The following is a 16,561-nucleotide window of genomic DNA, read 5'->3' as shown; positions in this document are numbered from 1 at the left end:
ACAGACGAACTGGCCCCTGCGTTATTATGGTGGGTGTGACAGACCAATCTTGCCGATTCCGATGACGGAGGAGTTGAGTCCCCCGAACCATTGATGAGGCGACGTTCTTCGAGTGCTCTTTCTAAGCTCTCCGAGAATACGGCTTTGAAACGGCGGTTTTCGATGCTTTCCGCCCGAGAGAGTTCGTGGCGCGTTATTCGTAGTAGTCCTTTCGCTCGGAAACCCGTCCGAAGGCGACGTTCGGCGTCACGTCCGTGATCTCCGCGACAACGCGTTCCCCAACCTCTGTATCGGGGACGATGACAACGTAGCCCCGTTTCACGCGAGCGATCCCGTCTCCCTGTTCACCGATATCTTCGATGGTAACTGTGCGTTGGTCGCCTTCCTCGACAGGGAGGTCTGGGTCGGTTCGCCTCTCTTTGGGGTCACTCTCCCGAAGAGATCGCCCGCTACTCGTCTCCTTTTCGGACCCTCCGTCTGCCGAGTCACTTGGCAAGAGTGCTACACGGTATACCTCTCCGTCTTGTGCAGCACCGACTGTGATCTCTTGTCGCGGGATCTCGATCACCGCAGAGCCCTGTCGGTTGTCGACCCGCGCGCTGAATAGGCAGAGGAGGTCGTCTGAGTCTTCCATCGGTCTCTTCATGGGGCAACCGAGAATATCGTAATGAGTCTACCGGTACTCGACAATGTCCAGTGTTCACTCGCACCTGCGTGATGATCTCGTTCCGCTTGTTCTACCTCCGGTTGGACAGTGTCATCAGAGATCTGTGCAGTATAATTAACAAAATAATTATATTTGTGGCGAAGTTCCCACGGCGATGTACGAAGAGATCGCTGTAGAGAGTGCAGGATCACTACGAAGTAATATTGTATAATCTGTAAAATACTCCTGGGACAACGCTAGTCCGTTGCAGGGGGTGTCTTCGGTCACAATGGGATTGCTCCGATGGTTCTGGGACCGACCCGACTCACGGCGAAACGGAATGGACGACGATCCTGGGCCATCGTTTGTATGGATGATTAATGGGCTATATTGGCCGAAAACGTGTGAAGTGGTGAAATCCTACTCTGTCCGAAGATTTGCCGAAAACCCATTTTATACGCGAAGCAGGTCACTACCTCTCCCCTGAGATGGTAGGAATACTCGACAGGAATGTTATCATAATATGGTATATATTGAGAATTACCAAAGCCGCTGACGACCGGATGAACACCTCAATAATCGCCTATTAGACGTGGTATACAGAAGATCGGATCGTCGTAGATTATTATTGTAATTATTACATAGGTGTGAGAAGCGGGAAGGTTTTACACTGATATGACTGTAATAGGTATCGCCGCAGTCTGTTCACCACCGACGAACGCCGGTCGGTTCACTACCGATTGCATCGGCCGGCGATGACTATGGATCGACTATCGCTGCCCCGTAATCTGCCAGCAACCGAAAATACTGATACTGAGTCGTGCAATGTCGACCTTAGCCGATCAGCACGTTCGCCACAGCTGAACGGATAGATACTTATGGAAAACAACATTGTACTATGTATGGGAAAGCAAGCGTCCAACCCGGTCCGGTCCGTCGAGACGGCGTTCGAAGTTCTGGAAACGCTCCGTCGCCTTGACGGGGCGGGCGTCACCGCCGTCGCGAACGAACTCGACCTGCCGAAAAGCAGCGTTTACAACCACCTCGAAACGCTCGAACAGGAGGAGTACGTCGTGAAACAGGGGTCCGAGTACTACGTCGGTCTGCGCTTTCTCGATCTCGGCCGGTACGCCCGTCAACGCGACGACCTCTACGAGACTGCGCGTCCCGAACTGGAGTCTCTCGCCGACGAAACCGGCGAACTCGTCAACCTTCTCGTCGAGGAACACGGACAGGGCGTCTACCTCTGTCGGGTCCGCGGCGACAAGGCAGTCAACGTCGCGGCGAGTACGGGGAACCGCGTCTATCTGCACAGCACCGCGCTCGGAAAGGCAGTCCTCGCACACAGCTCGGAATCGCGGGTCGACGAGGTTCTGAACAGGCACGGAATGCCGACCGAGACTGAACGGACGACGACCGATCCGGCCGAACTAAAGGATCAACTCGACGAAATTCGTGAACGAGGCGTCGCGTTCGACCGGGAGGAGCGGATCGCCGGTCTCTGCTGTGTCGCGGTGCCCATTCTGGGTGACGATGGGCGACCGATCGCCGCGATCAGTGTCTCCGGTCCCAAGAGCCGGATGAAAGGCGAACGTCTGGAATCGAAACTTCCTGAACTGTTAGAGAGCGCGGCGAACGTCGTCAAACTGAACCTTACCTACTCGTAATTTCCCGATTCGTGTAACGGCGTTCGGCTACGCGAAGCTGCGTTCACTATGGGCGAACTGACGTTCCCCGACTCGTCGTACGGAGTTATTGCCGGCAGAACGGCGTTTCAGACTTCGATAACGGGATTGAACAGTTCCCCGACGCCCTCGATAGTGATTGTGACCTCGTCGTCAGGCATGAGAGTGAACCCTTCTTCCGGGACGAGCGACGTCCCGGTAAGCAGGACGCCGGTCTCTGGAACCGCGTTGTGTGCGCGCCAGTAGTCGACGAGTTCCTCGCAGGTCCGTGCCATCTTCCCGGTCGAGGTCTCGTCGTCGTACAGCGTCTCGCCATCGCGGACGATGGACATTGAGATGGTCAGGTCGTGCGGGTCGCCGATCGCTTCGGCGGAGGCGATGCAGGGTCCGAGCGCACAACAGCGGTCGTACACCTTGGCTTGCGGGAGATGCAGCGGGTTTTCGCCCTCGATCTCGCGACTGCTCACGTCGTTGCCGACCGTGTAGCCGACGACCTCCCCGTCGTACAGGACGATCCCGAGTTCCGGTTCGGGGACGTTCCACGAGGAGTCACCGCGGACGCCGATCGCCTCGCCGGGGCCGACAGTCCGACTCGGTGTCGCCTTGAAGAATATCTCGGGGCGTTCGGCCTCGTAGGCGTCGAGATACATCTCCGGCATGCCGCTCTCGGTCTCGCGGGCCTCCTCGCTGATCTCGTAGGTGACGCCTGCGGCCCACACCTCGTCGGGAACCAGCGGAAGCGCTGTCTCGTCCGGGTGAACGTCGACGACGGGAGCGTCGGAGGTGAGGTCGGACGCGAGCGCGTCGACGCCTGTGCCGGCGACGTTTGCGGCCGCCGCGAGGTCGGTGAACCCATCGAGACGGGGTTTGACCGCCGTGAGGTCATACGTGGCGTCACCGTCGGCGGCAAGCAGACTGATGTCGTTACCGCTGGCAAGACGATAGTATCGCATGGCTGGACTGAGTGCCTCGTTTGTGATAAATCTCCCGTCGCCGTCAGGACGGATACGAGGGTAAAGCGTTATGGGCGAACGGACACAAACGCTGGGTATGGCGACAGAGTACTCGAACTACGTCGACGGCGAGTGGACGGCCTCGAACAGCGGCGAAACATTCGAAACGCGGGACCCAGCGAACCCCGACGAGACCGTCGCAACTTATCCGCAGTCGGACGCGGAGGACGCCGCGGCGGCCGTTGAGGCGGCCGTCGCTGCCAGCGACGAGTGGGGGGCGACCCCCGGCCCCGAACGCGGCCGGATCCTCTCGCGGACCGGCGCGTTGCTCGCCGAGCGGAAGGAGGAACTGACAGAACTCCTCGTACGCGAGGAGGGTAAGACCCGCAGCGAAGCCGGCGGCGAGGTTCAGCGCGCCATCGACATCTTCGATTACTACGGCGCGAAGGCGAGCGACCTGGGCGGCACGGTCAAGGGGTCCAGTTCCAGAAACACGAACCTCTACACGAAAAACGAGCCGGTGGGCGTCGCCGGCCTGATCACGCCGTGGAACTACCCCATTGCCATCCCTGCCTGGAAGATCGCGCCCGCGCTGGCGGCCGGCAACGCCGCAGCCATCAAGCCCGCGTCGCTCGCGCCCGGTGTCGTCCACGAGATGGCCAAAGCACTTGACGAAGCTGGACTCCCGGACGGCGCTCTCAACGTCGTTACCGGCCCCGGCAGTGAAGTCGGTGGTACTATCGCCAGCCATCCCGACGTGGACGCCATCTCCTTCACCGGCAGCACGCAAGTCGGGAACGGCGTCTACGACACCGCGACGGACGACGGCAAGCGCGTCCAGCTAGAGATGGGCGGCAAGAACCCGACGGTCGTCTCCGACTCCGCTGACGTCGAGGAAGCCGCCGATATCGTGGCGGCGGGAGCGTTCGGCGTGACCGGTCAGGCCTGTACCGCCTGCTCCCGGGCCATCGTCTACGAGGAGGTGTACGACGAGTTCGTCGACGCGGTCGTCGACCGCGCGGCGGCGATCGAACCGGGACACGGCCTCGACGACCCGGACATGGGTCCTCACGTGAGTGAGTCCGAACTGGAGAGCACGGCCGAATACGTCGAGGTGGGCCAGGACGAGGGTGCCACTCTGGAGACTGGTGGTAACGCGATAGAGGGCGACGGGTACTTCGTCGAACCGGCCGTCTTCTCCGACGTCGAACCGGACTTCCGGATCGCCCAGGAGGAGATCTTCGGTCCGGTGCTTTCGGTCATTCCCGTGAGCGGCTACGAGGAGGCGCTCGACGTGGCCAACGGCGTCGACTTCGGTCTCTCGGCCAGCATCGTCACTGACGACCACACCGAGGCAAACCGCTTCGTCGAGGAGGCCGAATCGGGTGTCGTGAAGGTCAACGAGAAGACGACCGGACTGGAACTGCACGTCCCGTTCGGCGGGATGAAAGCGTCTTCCAGCGAAACCTACCGCGAGCAGGGCGACGCAGGTCTGGATTTCTACACCATCAGCAAGACGGTGTACGACAACTACTGAGCGCGTCGGTCCGCCGGAGTTTTTCGAACGGAACGTACGCGACCGAGAGAACGTGACCCGCGGTCAGAAGTAGTCGTCGAGATACTCGCCGGCGTTTTCGGACGTGACTTCCAGCCCCTCGATCTGGTAGTAGTCGTCGAGGTCATCGCCGTCGACGGCCTGCAGGCCGTAGTCGACGCCCTGACGAACCATTTCTTCCGGCAACTGCGCGAGCGTGCCGTAATGATCGACGTTTTGCACTTCATCAACCCACGCCTCGCTACCGTCGATCCCGGTGATCGCGATGTCACCGACGTCGGCGTTGTCGACGGCCTGATGCGCACCGAGCGCCATCAGGTCGTTGTGTGCGTAGACGCCGTCGATGTCGTCGCCGTAGCTTGTGATGAAGTCCTCCATTACGCTCACAGCTTCCTCGGTGGAGAAGCCGGCACCCTGACTGTCCAGAAGGTTGAGGTCGTTCGCCGACTCGATCGCCTCGGAACCGCCCTTGGCTCGGTCGTTCGTGGTGCTCGCTCCCTGCGTTCCCTGCAGTTCGACGACGTTGTACTCGTCCTTGTCCGAGAGGTCGCTCATGAACCCGTGACACAGTTCCATCGAACGGCGTCCCAGGGCGACGTTGTCCGAGGCGACGTAGGTTGCGATGTCACCCTCGGAGATGTTCCGGTCGATGGTAACGACCGGGATGTCCGCGTCGTTTGCCTGCTGGACGACCGGACTGATCCCCTCGGAGGTGATCGGAGCGACCAGTATGAAGTCGACTCCCTGTGAGATCGGCGTTTCGAGGTCCGAAACCTGTTGTTCCTGTGAGTTCCCGGCGGCGTAGAACGAACCGCCGAGTTCGTCGCGCTCGTCCGTGATATTGTTGAACGCGTTTTCCATTCGGGCGAAGAACGTTAACTCGAGCGACGGCACCGAAAGCGCCGTCTCGTTTTCAGCGTCGCTGTCGCCGCTGCCGAGGTTGAGACAGCCCGCAACGCCGACGACACCGGCCGCTGCGGCTCCTCTCAAGACAGTCCGTCTGCTGGTCTCTGATTGCATACATAATGGGATTACCGACGATATTTTATAATCCTACCGGTAGATCCAACAGCTGCGCCCGGATTCAGGAATCTCGCCGGGGCGTGTTTACCGGTCGCCCGCGACGTTGGCGAGAACTGCGATCATGAGGACGATACCCTGTGCGACGAGCTGGCCGGCGGGATCGATACCCATGAGGTTGAGTCCGTTCGACAGCGACCCGAGGATGAGGACCCCGATGAGCGTGCCGATCATGTTACCCTTGCCACCGAATAGGTCAGTGCCACCGAGAATGACTGCGGCGATCGGTGGCAACAGCAGGTTCGACCCCATGTTCGGTGTCGCACTGCCGATGCGGCCCATCATCACGATCCCCGCGATGACGGTGAACACGGCCGACAGGACGAGAACGCCCATCCGAACGAATTTCACGTCGATCCCCATCAGTTCGGCGGCGTCCGCGTCGCCCCCAACCGCATAGAGGTAGAGCCCGAAACGGGTGTACGAGAGGATAACTTGGGACAGCGCGAGCAGGACGAAGAAGGTGATGACGATGTTTGGGAAGCCGAAGGTGTCACCGCTCCCCAGCCAGAGCAGTGCGTCCGGCAAGCCGATGATCGGCCGGTTCGAGGAGACTATCTGGCCGAACCCGTCCGCCAGGAACAGCATCGCTAACGTCGTCATGAACGAGGGGACGCCGAATCGACTCGTAACGTACCCGGAAAGGCCGCCGAGAACGATGGCCGCGCCCAGCCCGGCGAGGATCGCAACCGGGATCGGGACCGCGCTGGACAGCAGTCCGCCGGTCGCCAGCGAGGCGATGAGCAGGCCGGTGAACTCCATCATTTCGGCAATACTCAGGTCGATCTCTGCACAGAGGATCACGAACGTGCTGCCGATGGCGAGGATCCCGATGATCGATACCTGCCGGAGTAGGTTCAGTTGATTCGGGTACGAGAGGAAGTTCTGTGTGTTGAACGCGAAAAACAGATACAGGCCGATCAAGCCGAGGATCGGCCCGTACTGTCCGAGCATTCGGATCGAGAGATAGTCGGATATCGAGTTAGGCGTCGCCGTAGACTCGGTTGCCATAGTCGGATATGCTTACCAATCGTTCATATATATTCGGATCACGACATCAGCGACCGTACGACCGTAACTGTTTACTCGGTTCAAGCGAACCGAACACTCATGTCTGCCCAAGGTACTGTCGTGGAGATGCAGGACATCCGCAAGCAGTTCGGCGAGATCATCGCACTCGACGGCGTCGACCTGACGCTACGGGAAGGGGAAGTTCTCGGTCTCGTCGGCGATAACGGCGCGGGCAAGTCGACGCTAATCAAATGTCTCGCCGGGGCTCACGAGCCGACGAGTGGCTCGATCCGGATCCGCGAGGAGGACGTTACCATCGATAGCCCCCGGGCCGCGAAGGCATACGGGATCGAAACGACGTTTCAGGACCTCGCACTCGCGCCGAACCTCACCGTCGCTCAGAACGTGTTTCTCGGCCGCGAGGAGATGGTCGGCCCGGACCGCGTGTTCGGCCTGCTGAACAAATCGGCGATGCGTGAGCGCGCCGGCCAACTGCTCGGCGACCTGAACATCGAAGTCTCCCCGGACCAGACGGTCGGCGGCCTCTCCGGGGGTCAGCGTCAGCTCGTCGCGGTTTCCCGAATGTTGCTTTCGGATCCTGACATCGTCATCATGGACGAGCCGACGAGTGCGCTCTCAGTTGAGGGCGCAGACCGGGTGCTGGAACTCATCGAGCAGATGCGCGACCGGGGAATCTCCGTGTTGCTCATCTCGCACAACCTGGAGTACCTCCAGCGTGTCGCTGACCGGATCAAGGTGCTCCATCAGGGCCACGACGCCGGCGTGTTGGACGCCGAGTCGGTTACTCGCGACGAGGTCGTCTCGCGGATGGTGAGCGGCCGGTCGGGCGTGGAAGAGAGCGAACAGCAGACGGCCTGACCCGAACGCTTCGGTCGTCGTCGCCCCTGCCAACGCAACGCATATTACGTCCGGGTGAGAGGATCACTGCATGGAGATAGAAGCGCTTGCCGACGACTTCGAGCGGCGGGACTGGCAGGAGATCACCGAGACGGACGACCCTATCCGCTTTGCCATGATCGGGGTCGGCTGGTGGACACGGGAGCAGGCGATGCCCGCCGTTGCGAACGCGGACCTCTGTGAGACGACCGTGCTGGTCAGCGGCGACCGCGAGAAGGTCTCGGAGGCCGCCGAGGAATCTCCGACTGTCGAACGTTCGATCACCTACGACGAGTTCCACGAGGACGCGGCGAGCGACGCTTACGACGCCATCTACGTCGTTACGCCGAACGCGCTCCACCTCCCCTTCGTCGAGACGGCCGCGGAACTCGACAAAGCGATCCTTTGTGAGAAGCCGATGGAGGCGACGATAGAGCGTGCCGAGCGGATGGTCGAGGTCTGCGACGAGCACGACGCGACGCTGATGATCGCCTACCGGATGCACACCGAACCCGCGGTCCGGCGCGCGAAAAAATTCATCGACGAGGGGCTGATCGGCGACCCCGTCTTCGTCAACGGTAACATGACCGAGCCGATACTCGAACTGGTTCCCGACCCCGACCAGTGGCGACTCGACGGCGAGCTATCGGGCGGGTGTGCGGTCATGGACATCGGCCTGTACCCGCTGAACACCAGCCGGTTCCTGCTCGACGAGGACCCCGTGAGAGTACGCGGCACGGTCGCGTCGGTGCAGGAGGAGTTCGATGACGTACCGGACGAGCACGGCGCGTTCCAGCTCGATTTCCCGAACCACGTGTACGCCGTCTGTACGGCCAGCCAGAACGCCTACATGGCGAGTCACATCTCGGTTATCGGGACGGAGGGACGAGTCCGCGTCGAACCCGCCTTCTACCCGTGGGATGACCGGGCGCTCACCGTCTCGCGCAGCGGGACGACGTTCGACGTGGATTTCGAGGGGATAGACCAGATGGAAGAGGAGTTCGAGTACTTCTCGCACTGCCTGCTGGCCGGCGAGGAGCCGTATCCGGACGGCGACCACGGACTGGTCGACATCGAGGCGATCAAGGCGGTGTACGAGGCGTCGGAGACTGGAACCACGGTCGAACTGGACTGAGTATTCCGGGGTACGTCCGGTAATTGGCCACGACGACGGCCGGTTCGGCCTGCCCCTTGTACCAACGTTTTTGGTCCGTGCCGACGAACGTCCGAGATATGATACGTTCGACCTGGGGCGACTGGTTCGTCCGGGAAGAGATCGAGGGGGCCGACCCCGGCGACGGAGTGATTGTCTGGTATCTCGGCTGCAACGGGTTCGTCCTCCGGTCGCAGTCGACGACGCTGTACATCGACCCGTACTTCGGGGCGGGCGACCCGCCGAACATCATCCGGATGATCCCGGTGCCGCTCTCCCCGGCGGACGCGACGGACTGCGAGGCCGTCCTCGTCACGCACGAACACATCGACCACATGCATCCGCCGTCGTACAGTCCGCTGGTGAACGACCTCAGCGCGGATCTCCACGCGCCGGCCGCGTCCTACGAGTCGCCGGATTACGACGGCGACCTGGAAGTGCCCGACGAGCGGCGCAACGAGATCGCGGCGGGCGACGACTTCGAGGTCGGCGACTTCACCGTCCACGTTCGGGGCGCGAACGACCCCGACGCGATAGAACCGGTGAGCTACGTCGTCGAACACGACGCAGGCACGTTCTTCCACGGCGGCGACAGCCGGCCCGCCGAGGCGTTCGAGGCGGTCGGAGCGGAGTTCGACCTCGACGTCGGCGCGCTCGCGTTCGGCTCCGTCGGGGAGATATACAAACCCGAACTCGGACGCGGCGAGCGGACCCGCTGGTACATGGACGAGAACCAGGTGATCGAGGCCGCCAACCAGCTCGGGCTCGATAGGCTCGTCCCTTCCCATCACGACATGTGGCAGGGCGTCGGCGCGGACCCGAAGGTACTGCACGAACACGCGGCGTCTCACGAGTACCCACGAGTCATCGAACCGCCCCACGTCGGCTGTTCGTTCCGGCTTTCGACGCCCGGTATCCGACGGATAGGCGCGTTGGGCGGGGAGTAAAACACGCCGAAGTCGGGTCCCGTCCGGGGTGGACAGTTTTATTAGCCGGACCTCGGAAAGCTACAGCATGGCACCGACGATTACGAAGATAGTGAGCCGCGAGTTCGAATATCCGCTGGAGGACGTCGGCACCGACGAACACGGGTTCAACCTCGTGTACGAGCCGGGTGAGACGACCTATCGGAAACTGTTCGGCGTGAAGATCCACACCGATGAGGGGATCACTGGCGAGTACGTCGGCGGGAACTCGCCGGCCGCGGCCCAGTACAACATCATCGCGAAGTACCTGATCGGGAAAGACCCCCTCAAGCGCGAGAAACACTGGTCCGAGATCAAGCGCGCACTCCGCAAGTACGACCGGATGGGGATCGGTCCCATCGACATCGCGCTCTGGGACTTCGCCGGGAAGTACTACGACGCGCCGATCCACGAACTGCTGGGCACGTACCGCGAGCGTATCCCCGCCTATGCCTCGACGTATCACGGCGACGACGCCGGCGGACTGGACTCCCCCGAGGCGTTCGCCGACTTCGCCGAGGAGTGTCGCGACGAGGGGTTCAGCGGGTTCAAGATCCACGGCTGGGGCGGCGGTGACGAGTCCCGGGACCTCTCCCGGGAAGTCGAGGCCGTCCGCGCCGTCGGCGAGCGAGTCGGCGACGAGATGGACCTGATGCACGACCCGGCCTGCGAACTGGAGACGTTCGCCGACGCGCTCGAACTCGGCCGCGCAGTGGACGAGCAGGACTTCTTCTGGTACGAGGACCCGTTCCGCGACGGCGGTATCTCTCAGCACGCCCACCGGAAACTCGCCCGGAAACTCGACACGCCGATCCTCCAGACCGAGCACATCCGGGGCCTCGAGATCAAATCCGACTTCGCGGCCAACGACGCCACGGACTTCCTGCGAGCGGATCCAGAGTACGACGCGGGCATCACCGGGGCGATGAAGGTCGCCCACATGGCCGAGGCGTACGGCCTGGACGTGGAGTTCCACGCGCCCGGCCCCGCCCAGCGCCACTGCATCGCGGCGTGTCGCAACTCCAACTACTACGAGATGGCGCTGGTCCACCCGCACTGCCAGAACACCCAACCGCCCGTCTACGAGGGGGGCTACTCGGATATGATGGGCGCCGTCGCCGACGACGGCACTGTCGCCGTGCCGGACGGACCGGGCCTCGGCGTGGAGTACGACTGGGAGTACATCGAGGAGAACACGACCGGCGACGTTCACACGTACGAGTGAGCGGACGGCGGGTTCGCCCGCAGTCCCGTGAGGGCCGGTAGCGGACCCCGTGAAGCTTATTGTAGTGGCCTTCGAATCCTGTTTTCGTGATAGTTCAGATCTATTCACTGACGTCCGTCGACGACGTGCGAGCCTGTGCCGACGCCGGCGTCGACCACATCGGTGTCGCCGCTGGCGACCAGGACCTCCCTGCGTCCATCTCAAACGACCACGCACGGACGCTCTTCGAGGAGGCCCCCGACGAAATGTCCACGGTCGCGCTTACCGTCGAGACGGACATCGACGAGATACGCTCCTACGCCGAGGACGTCCGACCGGACATACTGCATCTCTGCCCGGACGTCGACGCCCTGACGGTCAACGAGGTACGCGAGGTTCGGGAGGCGATCCCGGCGTCGATGGACGTGATGCGCGCGCTCGACGTCGTCGACGACGAGTCAGTCGACGTGGCGACGCGTCTCGACCCCGTCTGCGACTGGTTCCTCCTCGACACGGCCACGGACGCCGTCGAGGGGATCGGTGCGTCCGGCGAGACCCACGACTGGTCGATAAGCCGAGAGATAGTCGAGGAGACCGAGACCCTGACGATCCTCGCCGGGGGGCTCTCGCCGGAGAACGTCGCCGACGCGGTCCGGGCGGTTGACCCGGCGGGCGTCGACTCGTACACTCACACCTCGCGGAGCGAACGACAGAAGGATCCGGAGAAGGTTCGCGAGTTCGCGCAGGCCGCCCGAACGGCCGGCGAGTCGCCGTGACCGACTCCAGCGTCGTCGCCGTGGGGAACACGCTCATCGACCACACCTACCACCTGACGAACCTCCCGGGTCCGGACGAGGGGGCGTTCGTCCGGAACTACGAGCGGCGACTCGGCGGCGTGGCGACGAACGTCGCGACGATCCTCGCCCGGTTCGGGCACGAGACCGGGCTCGTCTCCTGCGTCGCAGACGACGAGGACGGGGACGACGTCCTCGACCGCCTCGACTCGTCGCCGATCGACCACGTGACGGTTCATCGCCTCTCGGGCGGTCGGACGTCGTACTGCCTCGTCCTCACGGACCCGGAAGGCCAGCGGGCGATCATCGGCGGTGGGGAGTCCGCCCTCGAACTCTCGCTCACCGAGGCCGACGTGGAGACCGTCGCTGACGCGAACGCCACGTTCACGTCCGCCTACGCACCGCTTGACGTGGTCGAGACGCTCGCTGCCGTCGACACTCCGCTCGTCTACGACCTCGCGGGCGAGTTCACCGACCTGACCGACCGCGGTCTCACCCGGGCGGCGCTCGACGGCCTCGCGCCCGATATCGACCGGTTCGTCGCCAACCTCACCTCGGTGCGGTCGTATCTCCGAACGGACGCCGGGCCGCGTGACTGCTGTGCTCAACTCCGCGCGCGGGGCTTCGATGCGGGGGCGGTCACGTGCGGGTCCGACGGCGTCTACCTGTTCGAAGGGGACGCAGTCCGGGAGATACCGGTGTTCGAGGTCTCCGTGACGGACACGACGGGTGCCGGCGACGCGTTCACCGCGGGGCTTATCCACGCCTGGGTGCTCGACGGCGTCGGGATCGAGGACGCCGGCCGGTTCGCCAGCGCCGTTGCGGCGCTCAACTGTACCGAGACCGGTGCCCACTCCGGTTCACCTACGCTGGCCGATGTCGAGTCGTTTCTGGACTGACCGGTGGCGCGGCCGCCGCCATACGGTATAATTATAACCCTTGCCCAGAGGATCGTAGTCACATGGTAACACGAGTACATCTCGACGTAGACCCCGGGAGCGACGACGCCGTAATGATCGCGATGGCGCTCGGCCACCCGTCGATCGAGGTCGCGAGCATGAGCACCGTCGGCGGTAACTCCACCGTCGACAACACCACGCGGAACGCACTCGCCATACTCGAACGGTTCGACCGGACCGACGTTCCGGTCGCGCGCGGGGCGAGCGAGCCGATGGAAGGGACGTACGACACGGCGGAGTGGATCCACGGCGAGAACGGGATCCGCGGCGATCTGTCGGAGCCGTCGACGGAACCGGTCGAGGCCCACGGCGCGGAATTGATCGTTCGGCAGGCCCGCGAGCACGGCGACGACATCACAATCGTCGCGGTCGGCCCGATGACGAACCTCGCAATGGCGCTCCAGCTAGAGCCGTCGCTCCCCGACATGGTCGACGGCATCTATCTGATGGGCGGCGCTGCGACGGTCGCGGGGAACAAGACGCCGATGGCCGAGGCGAACTTCCACAACGACCCGGTCGCCGCAAGTCGAGTGATCCAATCCGGGCGGCCGTTCATGGCCGGCTTGGACGCGACCCACGACGCGACCGTTTCGGGGGAGATGATAGACGAGTACTCCGGACTCGATGAACCGTACGACATTGTCGGTCCGTGGCTCGACTACCCCGACGAGATCAAGAGACTCGGCGGGGGGATGGACCCTGCGATCCACGACGCGGCAGTCGTGGCCCACCTGATCGATCCGGCAGTCCTGACCTTCGGGTCATACTACCTCGACGTCGAGACTACCAGCGGGCTCTGCCGGGGAGCGGTCGTCTGCGACGAACGGAGGGTGACCGACAACGCCCCGAACGCTGAGGTCGCGGTCGCGGCCGACACGGAGCGGTTCAGAAGCGTGTTCGAGGAGGCCATCGACGGACTCCTCGAAGGGTGATAGGAGCTGTTGTACGTCAGTTCGGTAGTTCGTCGACGCGGGGTCGGCGAACGCCGGGACACAGGTCCACCAATTCCTGAGAGTGGTTCGCTATTCGCCCGTCTCGCGAACGAGAGAGAGCGTCTCGGCGGCGAGGTCCGAGATAGGCTGTCGCTGGTAGGAGACGAGCGACGTCTCCACTGTGTCGTCGAGCGGGTCTGTCCAGTCGTTCGGGAGCGCCTCGGCACCGTGGAGTAGCCCGAGGATCGACCCGAGAGTCGCCGCGTGCGAATCGGTGTCGAACCCGGCCTGGACGGCCAGACAGAGCGACTCGCCGAAGTCGCCTTCTCCCCAGAGGAGTCCGATGGCGAGTACCTCCACGTTACTGATCGTGTGGACCCAGTCGAACTGGTTCGATTCGTCCCACCGCTCGTGGACCCGCTCCACGGCCTCCTCGTAGTCGAGGCCGTTCTCCCGCCACTCGACCACGTCCGAAACAGCCTCCGCCAGCCGGCACTCGGCGGGGATCTCGGACAGCCCGATCTCAAGCAGCCGTCGGGGGTCCGACTCGAAGGGCGCGGCGGCCATCATCGCGGCCGCGAACATCTCCCCGTAGATGCCGTTTTTGACGTGGCTGACAGAGGCGTCCTGCCACGCGTACTCCGCGGCCTGCTCGGGGTCTCCTAGGGCGACGAACCCCCACATGTCCGCGCGGATCAGCGCGCCGACGTGCTCGCGGTACGGGTTCCGGAGTGTCGCGGATTCCGGGGGCAGCACGAGGTTCAGCAGGTTTCGGTAAGCGACCCGCTCGGCGGTGTACGTGTTGAACACCGGGAGGTTCTGGAGCCAGTAGTTCGCCACGTCGACCGGCTCGAAGTCGACCCCGTACTCGTCGAGGATACCCAGCCCGACGGCGACGTAGTCGATATCGTCGTCGACGGGCATGTGGGGCACGTCGTTGACGAACATGCTTCCCTCCGCGTCCGACGACTCGACCGTGTTGTAGATGTCGTACTCCTCGGCGAGTTCGTCGTCCGAGCGCATGTAGCCGCTGAGGGGGAACTGGTTGCTCGCTTTCAGGTACGTGTGGATCTTGTCGCGGGACCACCCCTGTACCGGTTTGCCCAGAAAGCAGCCGGCCACCGCACCCAGCCAGCCGCCGTAGATCACGTCGTACGGGTCGTCGAGGACCTCGAATCCCCCCTCGATCTGTCGCGGCCCCTCCGGGCGGGCATCGCGGATCCCGTCGAGCGAAGACGGTTCGTGGTACGGGAAATCCGGCCGGACGGGGAGTTCGCGGCTCGCATCGAGGAGTTGGTGTAGTTCCTCCTGCGTGACCACGTCCGCGTCGAGGAGAGCGTCGAACCGCTCTTCGTGTTGCGAAACGTCCCTGCCCTCGTCTCTGCACTGGCGGCGCTCGTACTGTACTTCGCGTTTGTTCGGGTCAAGAAACAGGGGTGACGGGAGCGCGTCCTCTATCTCGACCTCTATCATCCCCGGATCGTACTCAGCTGTCATACGGTTGATGATTACCTCCGAGCCAGTATAAAGATATGGCCGGTTCCGACCCTTAATTATAAATAACGTAGGCGTTTCGTTGACCTATGCCACAGACTAGCCTAGGACGAAGGGCGTACGTAAAAGCTCTCGGAGCGGGTTCAGTCGTTAGCATTGCTGGCTGCCTCGGCGGGAACGACAGCGGCTCCGACGATTCGGTCAATATCGCGATCGTGTACCCGGTCGCGGGACTCGGTGACCAGGGATTCAGCGACAACGCTCAGGTGGGGCTAAAGCAGGCCGAGGAGGAACTCGATATCAACTACTCGCAAGGTGAACCGAGTAGTAACTCGGAGTATCAGGATTTCCACAACCAGTTCGCCGCCTCGCAAGACCCCGACTACGACCTCATTATCGGACTCACGTTCGACCAGGTCACGCCGATCAAGAACGTGTCCAGCGACTTCTCGGACCAGAACTGGACGCTGATCGACGCCGCGGTACAGGACCGGGACAACGTTTCCAACATCTCGTTCACGGAACACGAGGGGTCCTATCTCGCCGGAACGCTGGCGGGCCACATCGCCACTGAAGGGTTCGAGTCGGAGACCGCATCTGCGCCCGGCGAGGGCGTCGTCGGATTCGTCGGTGGCAACCGTAACCCGGTCATCGAGCGCTTCGAGGCCGGCTACCGCGCCGGCGTCAAGGATGTTGACGACAGCATCGAGTTCCGGTCCGCGTACGCGGGTGCATTCAACGCGCCGGACCAGGGCCAGTCGATCGCACAGTCGATGTACAACGAAGGCGCCGACATCGTGTACCACGCCGCGGGCGGGACTGGAATCGGGATGTTCGAAGCCGCTCAGGAGGCTGGACGGCCCGCGTTGGGGGTCGACACTGACCAATCCGTGACGGCGAGTGACTACTCCGACGTCATCGTTGCGAGCATGCTCAAGCGAATGGACTCGGCCGTGTACACGACCATCGAAAACATCGTGAACGACGAGTGGGACGGGTCCTCGAACGTGCAGTTGGGCCTCGATGACGACGCTCACGAACTCGTGTACGGGGACTCGATCGGCGACGCCGTCCCCGATTCGGCCAGAGAGATGGTCGACACCGCTCGCCAACAGATCATCGATGGCGAGATATCACCTCCGGAAACGGTGGACTGATACGAACTGTCCAGTCAGGAATGAGAAACTGAGACTCGAAGACTATTTAAATATCATTATCAAATGTTCCAAAAAA

The 16,561-nt window shown here is 62.7% G+C and carries 15 protein-coding genes; 10 read left to right on the top strand and 5 right to left on the bottom strand.

The genetic code is table 11. The annotated features are described in order from the left end of the window. Positions 1–193 precede the first annotated feature (193 nt). Positions 194–634, bottom strand: a complete 441-nt coding sequence (locus EYW42_RS14045) for a TRAM domain-containing protein (RefSeq protein WP_135535927.1) — start codon at positions 632–634, stop codon at positions 194–196. A gap of 914 nt (positions 635–1,548) precedes the next feature. On the opposite strand from EYW42_RS14045, the gene EYW42_RS14040 reads away from it, so the two are divergent. Then, positions 1,549–2,313, top strand: a complete 765-nt coding sequence (locus EYW42_RS14040) for an IclR family transcriptional regulator (protein WP_135535926.1) — start codon at positions 1,549–1,551, stop codon at positions 2,311–2,313. 107 nt (positions 2,314–2,420) lie between these two features. Here EYW42_RS14040 and EYW42_RS14035 read toward each other — a convergent pair whose 3' ends face one another. Next, positions 2,421–3,284, bottom strand: a complete 864-nt coding sequence (locus EYW42_RS14035; RefSeq protein WP_135535925.1) for a fumarylacetoacetate hydrolase family protein — start codon at positions 3,282–3,284, stop codon at positions 2,421–2,423. 97 nt (positions 3,285–3,381) lie between these two features. Here EYW42_RS14035 and xacF point away from each other — a divergent pair, with 97 nt between their 5' ends. After that, positions 3,382–4,821, top strand: coding sequence for a 2,5-dioxovalerate dehydrogenase (gene xacF / locus EYW42_RS14030; RefSeq protein ID WP_135535924.1), 1,440 nt, complete (start codon positions 3,382–3,384; stop codon positions 4,819–4,821). A gap of 63 nt (positions 4,822–4,884) precedes the next feature. Here xacF and EYW42_RS14025 read toward each other — a convergent pair whose 3' ends face one another. Beyond that, on the bottom strand, positions 4,885–5,859 hold the full coding sequence (locus EYW42_RS14025) for a substrate-binding domain-containing protein (RefSeq protein ID WP_135535923.1): 975 nt from the start codon (positions 5,857–5,859) through the stop codon (positions 4,885–4,887). Between the two features lie 87 nt (positions 5,860–5,946). Next, positions 5,947–6,930 carry an ABC transporter permease gene (locus EYW42_RS14020; protein WP_135535922.1) on the bottom strand — a complete coding sequence of 328 codons (984 nt, stop codon included), beginning with the start codon at positions 6,928–6,930 and terminating at the stop codon, positions 5,947–5,949. A gap of 99 nt (positions 6,931–7,029) precedes the next feature. Here EYW42_RS14020 and EYW42_RS14015 point away from each other — a divergent pair, with 99 nt between their 5' ends. The 7 genes from EYW42_RS14015 to EYW42_RS13985 all read left to right on the top strand — a co-directional run bounded on the left by EYW42_RS14015 (position 7,030) and on the right by EYW42_RS13985 (position 13,834). After that, entirely contained in the window at positions 7,030–7,809 is a 780-nt protein-coding gene (locus tag EYW42_RS14015; RefSeq protein ID WP_135535921.1) for an ATP-binding cassette domain-containing protein, read from the top strand. A gap of 70 nt (positions 7,810–7,879) precedes the next feature. Beyond that, positions 7,880–8,962: a D-xylose 1-dehydrogenase Gfo6 gene (gene gfo6 / locus EYW42_RS14010; RefSeq protein ID WP_135535920.1), complete on the top strand. Its 1,083-nt coding sequence runs from the start codon at positions 7,880–7,882 to the stop codon at positions 8,960–8,962. Positions 8,963–9,060: 98 nt separating this feature from the next. After that, positions 9,061–9,927, top strand: a complete 867-nt coding sequence (locus tag EYW42_RS14005) for an MBL fold metallo-hydrolase (protein WP_135535919.1) — start codon at positions 9,061–9,063, stop codon at positions 9,925–9,927. Between the two features lie 67 nt (positions 9,928–9,994). Continuing rightward, positions 9,995–11,170, top strand: a complete 1,176-nt coding sequence (locus tag EYW42_RS14000; protein WP_135535918.1) for a mandelate racemase family protein — start codon at positions 9,995–9,997, stop codon at positions 11,168–11,170. An 86-nt stretch (positions 11,171–11,256) separates the two neighbouring features. Further along, positions 11,257–11,925: a phosphoribosylanthranilate isomerase gene (locus EYW42_RS13995; RefSeq protein ID WP_135535917.1), complete on the top strand. Its 669-nt coding sequence runs from the start codon at positions 11,257–11,259 to the stop codon at positions 11,923–11,925. Further along, on the top strand, positions 11,922–12,842 hold the full coding sequence (locus EYW42_RS13990; protein ID WP_135535916.1) for a carbohydrate kinase family protein: 921 nt from the start codon (positions 11,922–11,924) through the stop codon (positions 12,840–12,842). The genes EYW42_RS13995 and EYW42_RS13990 overlap by 4 nt, the downstream gene beginning before the upstream one ends. 62 nt (positions 12,843–12,904) lie before the next feature. Beyond that, positions 12,905–13,834 carry a nucleoside hydrolase gene (locus tag EYW42_RS13985; protein WP_135535915.1) on the top strand — a complete coding sequence of 310 codons (930 nt, stop codon included), beginning with the start codon at positions 12,905–12,907 and terminating at the stop codon, positions 13,832–13,834. Positions 13,835–13,924: 90 nt separating this feature from the next. Here the strand turns inward: EYW42_RS13985 and EYW42_RS13980 are convergent, their stop codons facing one another. Then, the gene (locus EYW42_RS13980; RefSeq protein ID WP_135535914.1) at positions 13,925–15,331 is read right to left on the bottom strand and encodes an ADP-ribosylglycohydrolase family protein; all 1,407 of its coding nucleotides are present in this window, start codon (positions 15,329–15,331) and stop codon (positions 13,925–13,927) included. A gap of 86 nt (positions 15,332–15,417) precedes the next feature. Between EYW42_RS13980 and EYW42_RS13975 the strand changes: the two genes are divergently transcribed. Further along, positions 15,418–16,485 carry a BMP family lipoprotein gene (locus tag EYW42_RS13975; protein ID WP_135535913.1) on the top strand — a complete coding sequence of 356 codons (1,068 nt, stop codon included), beginning with the start codon at positions 15,418–15,420 and terminating at the stop codon, positions 16,483–16,485. Positions 16,486–16,561: the final 76 nt, after the last annotated feature.

The organism is Halostella pelagica (assembly GCF_004762015.1).
Taxonomy (GTDB): domain Archaea; phylum Halobacteriota; class Halobacteria; order Halobacteriales; family Natronoarchaeaceae; genus Halostella; species Halostella pelagica.
This window is presented reverse-complemented; position numbering and strand designations above follow the sequence as displayed.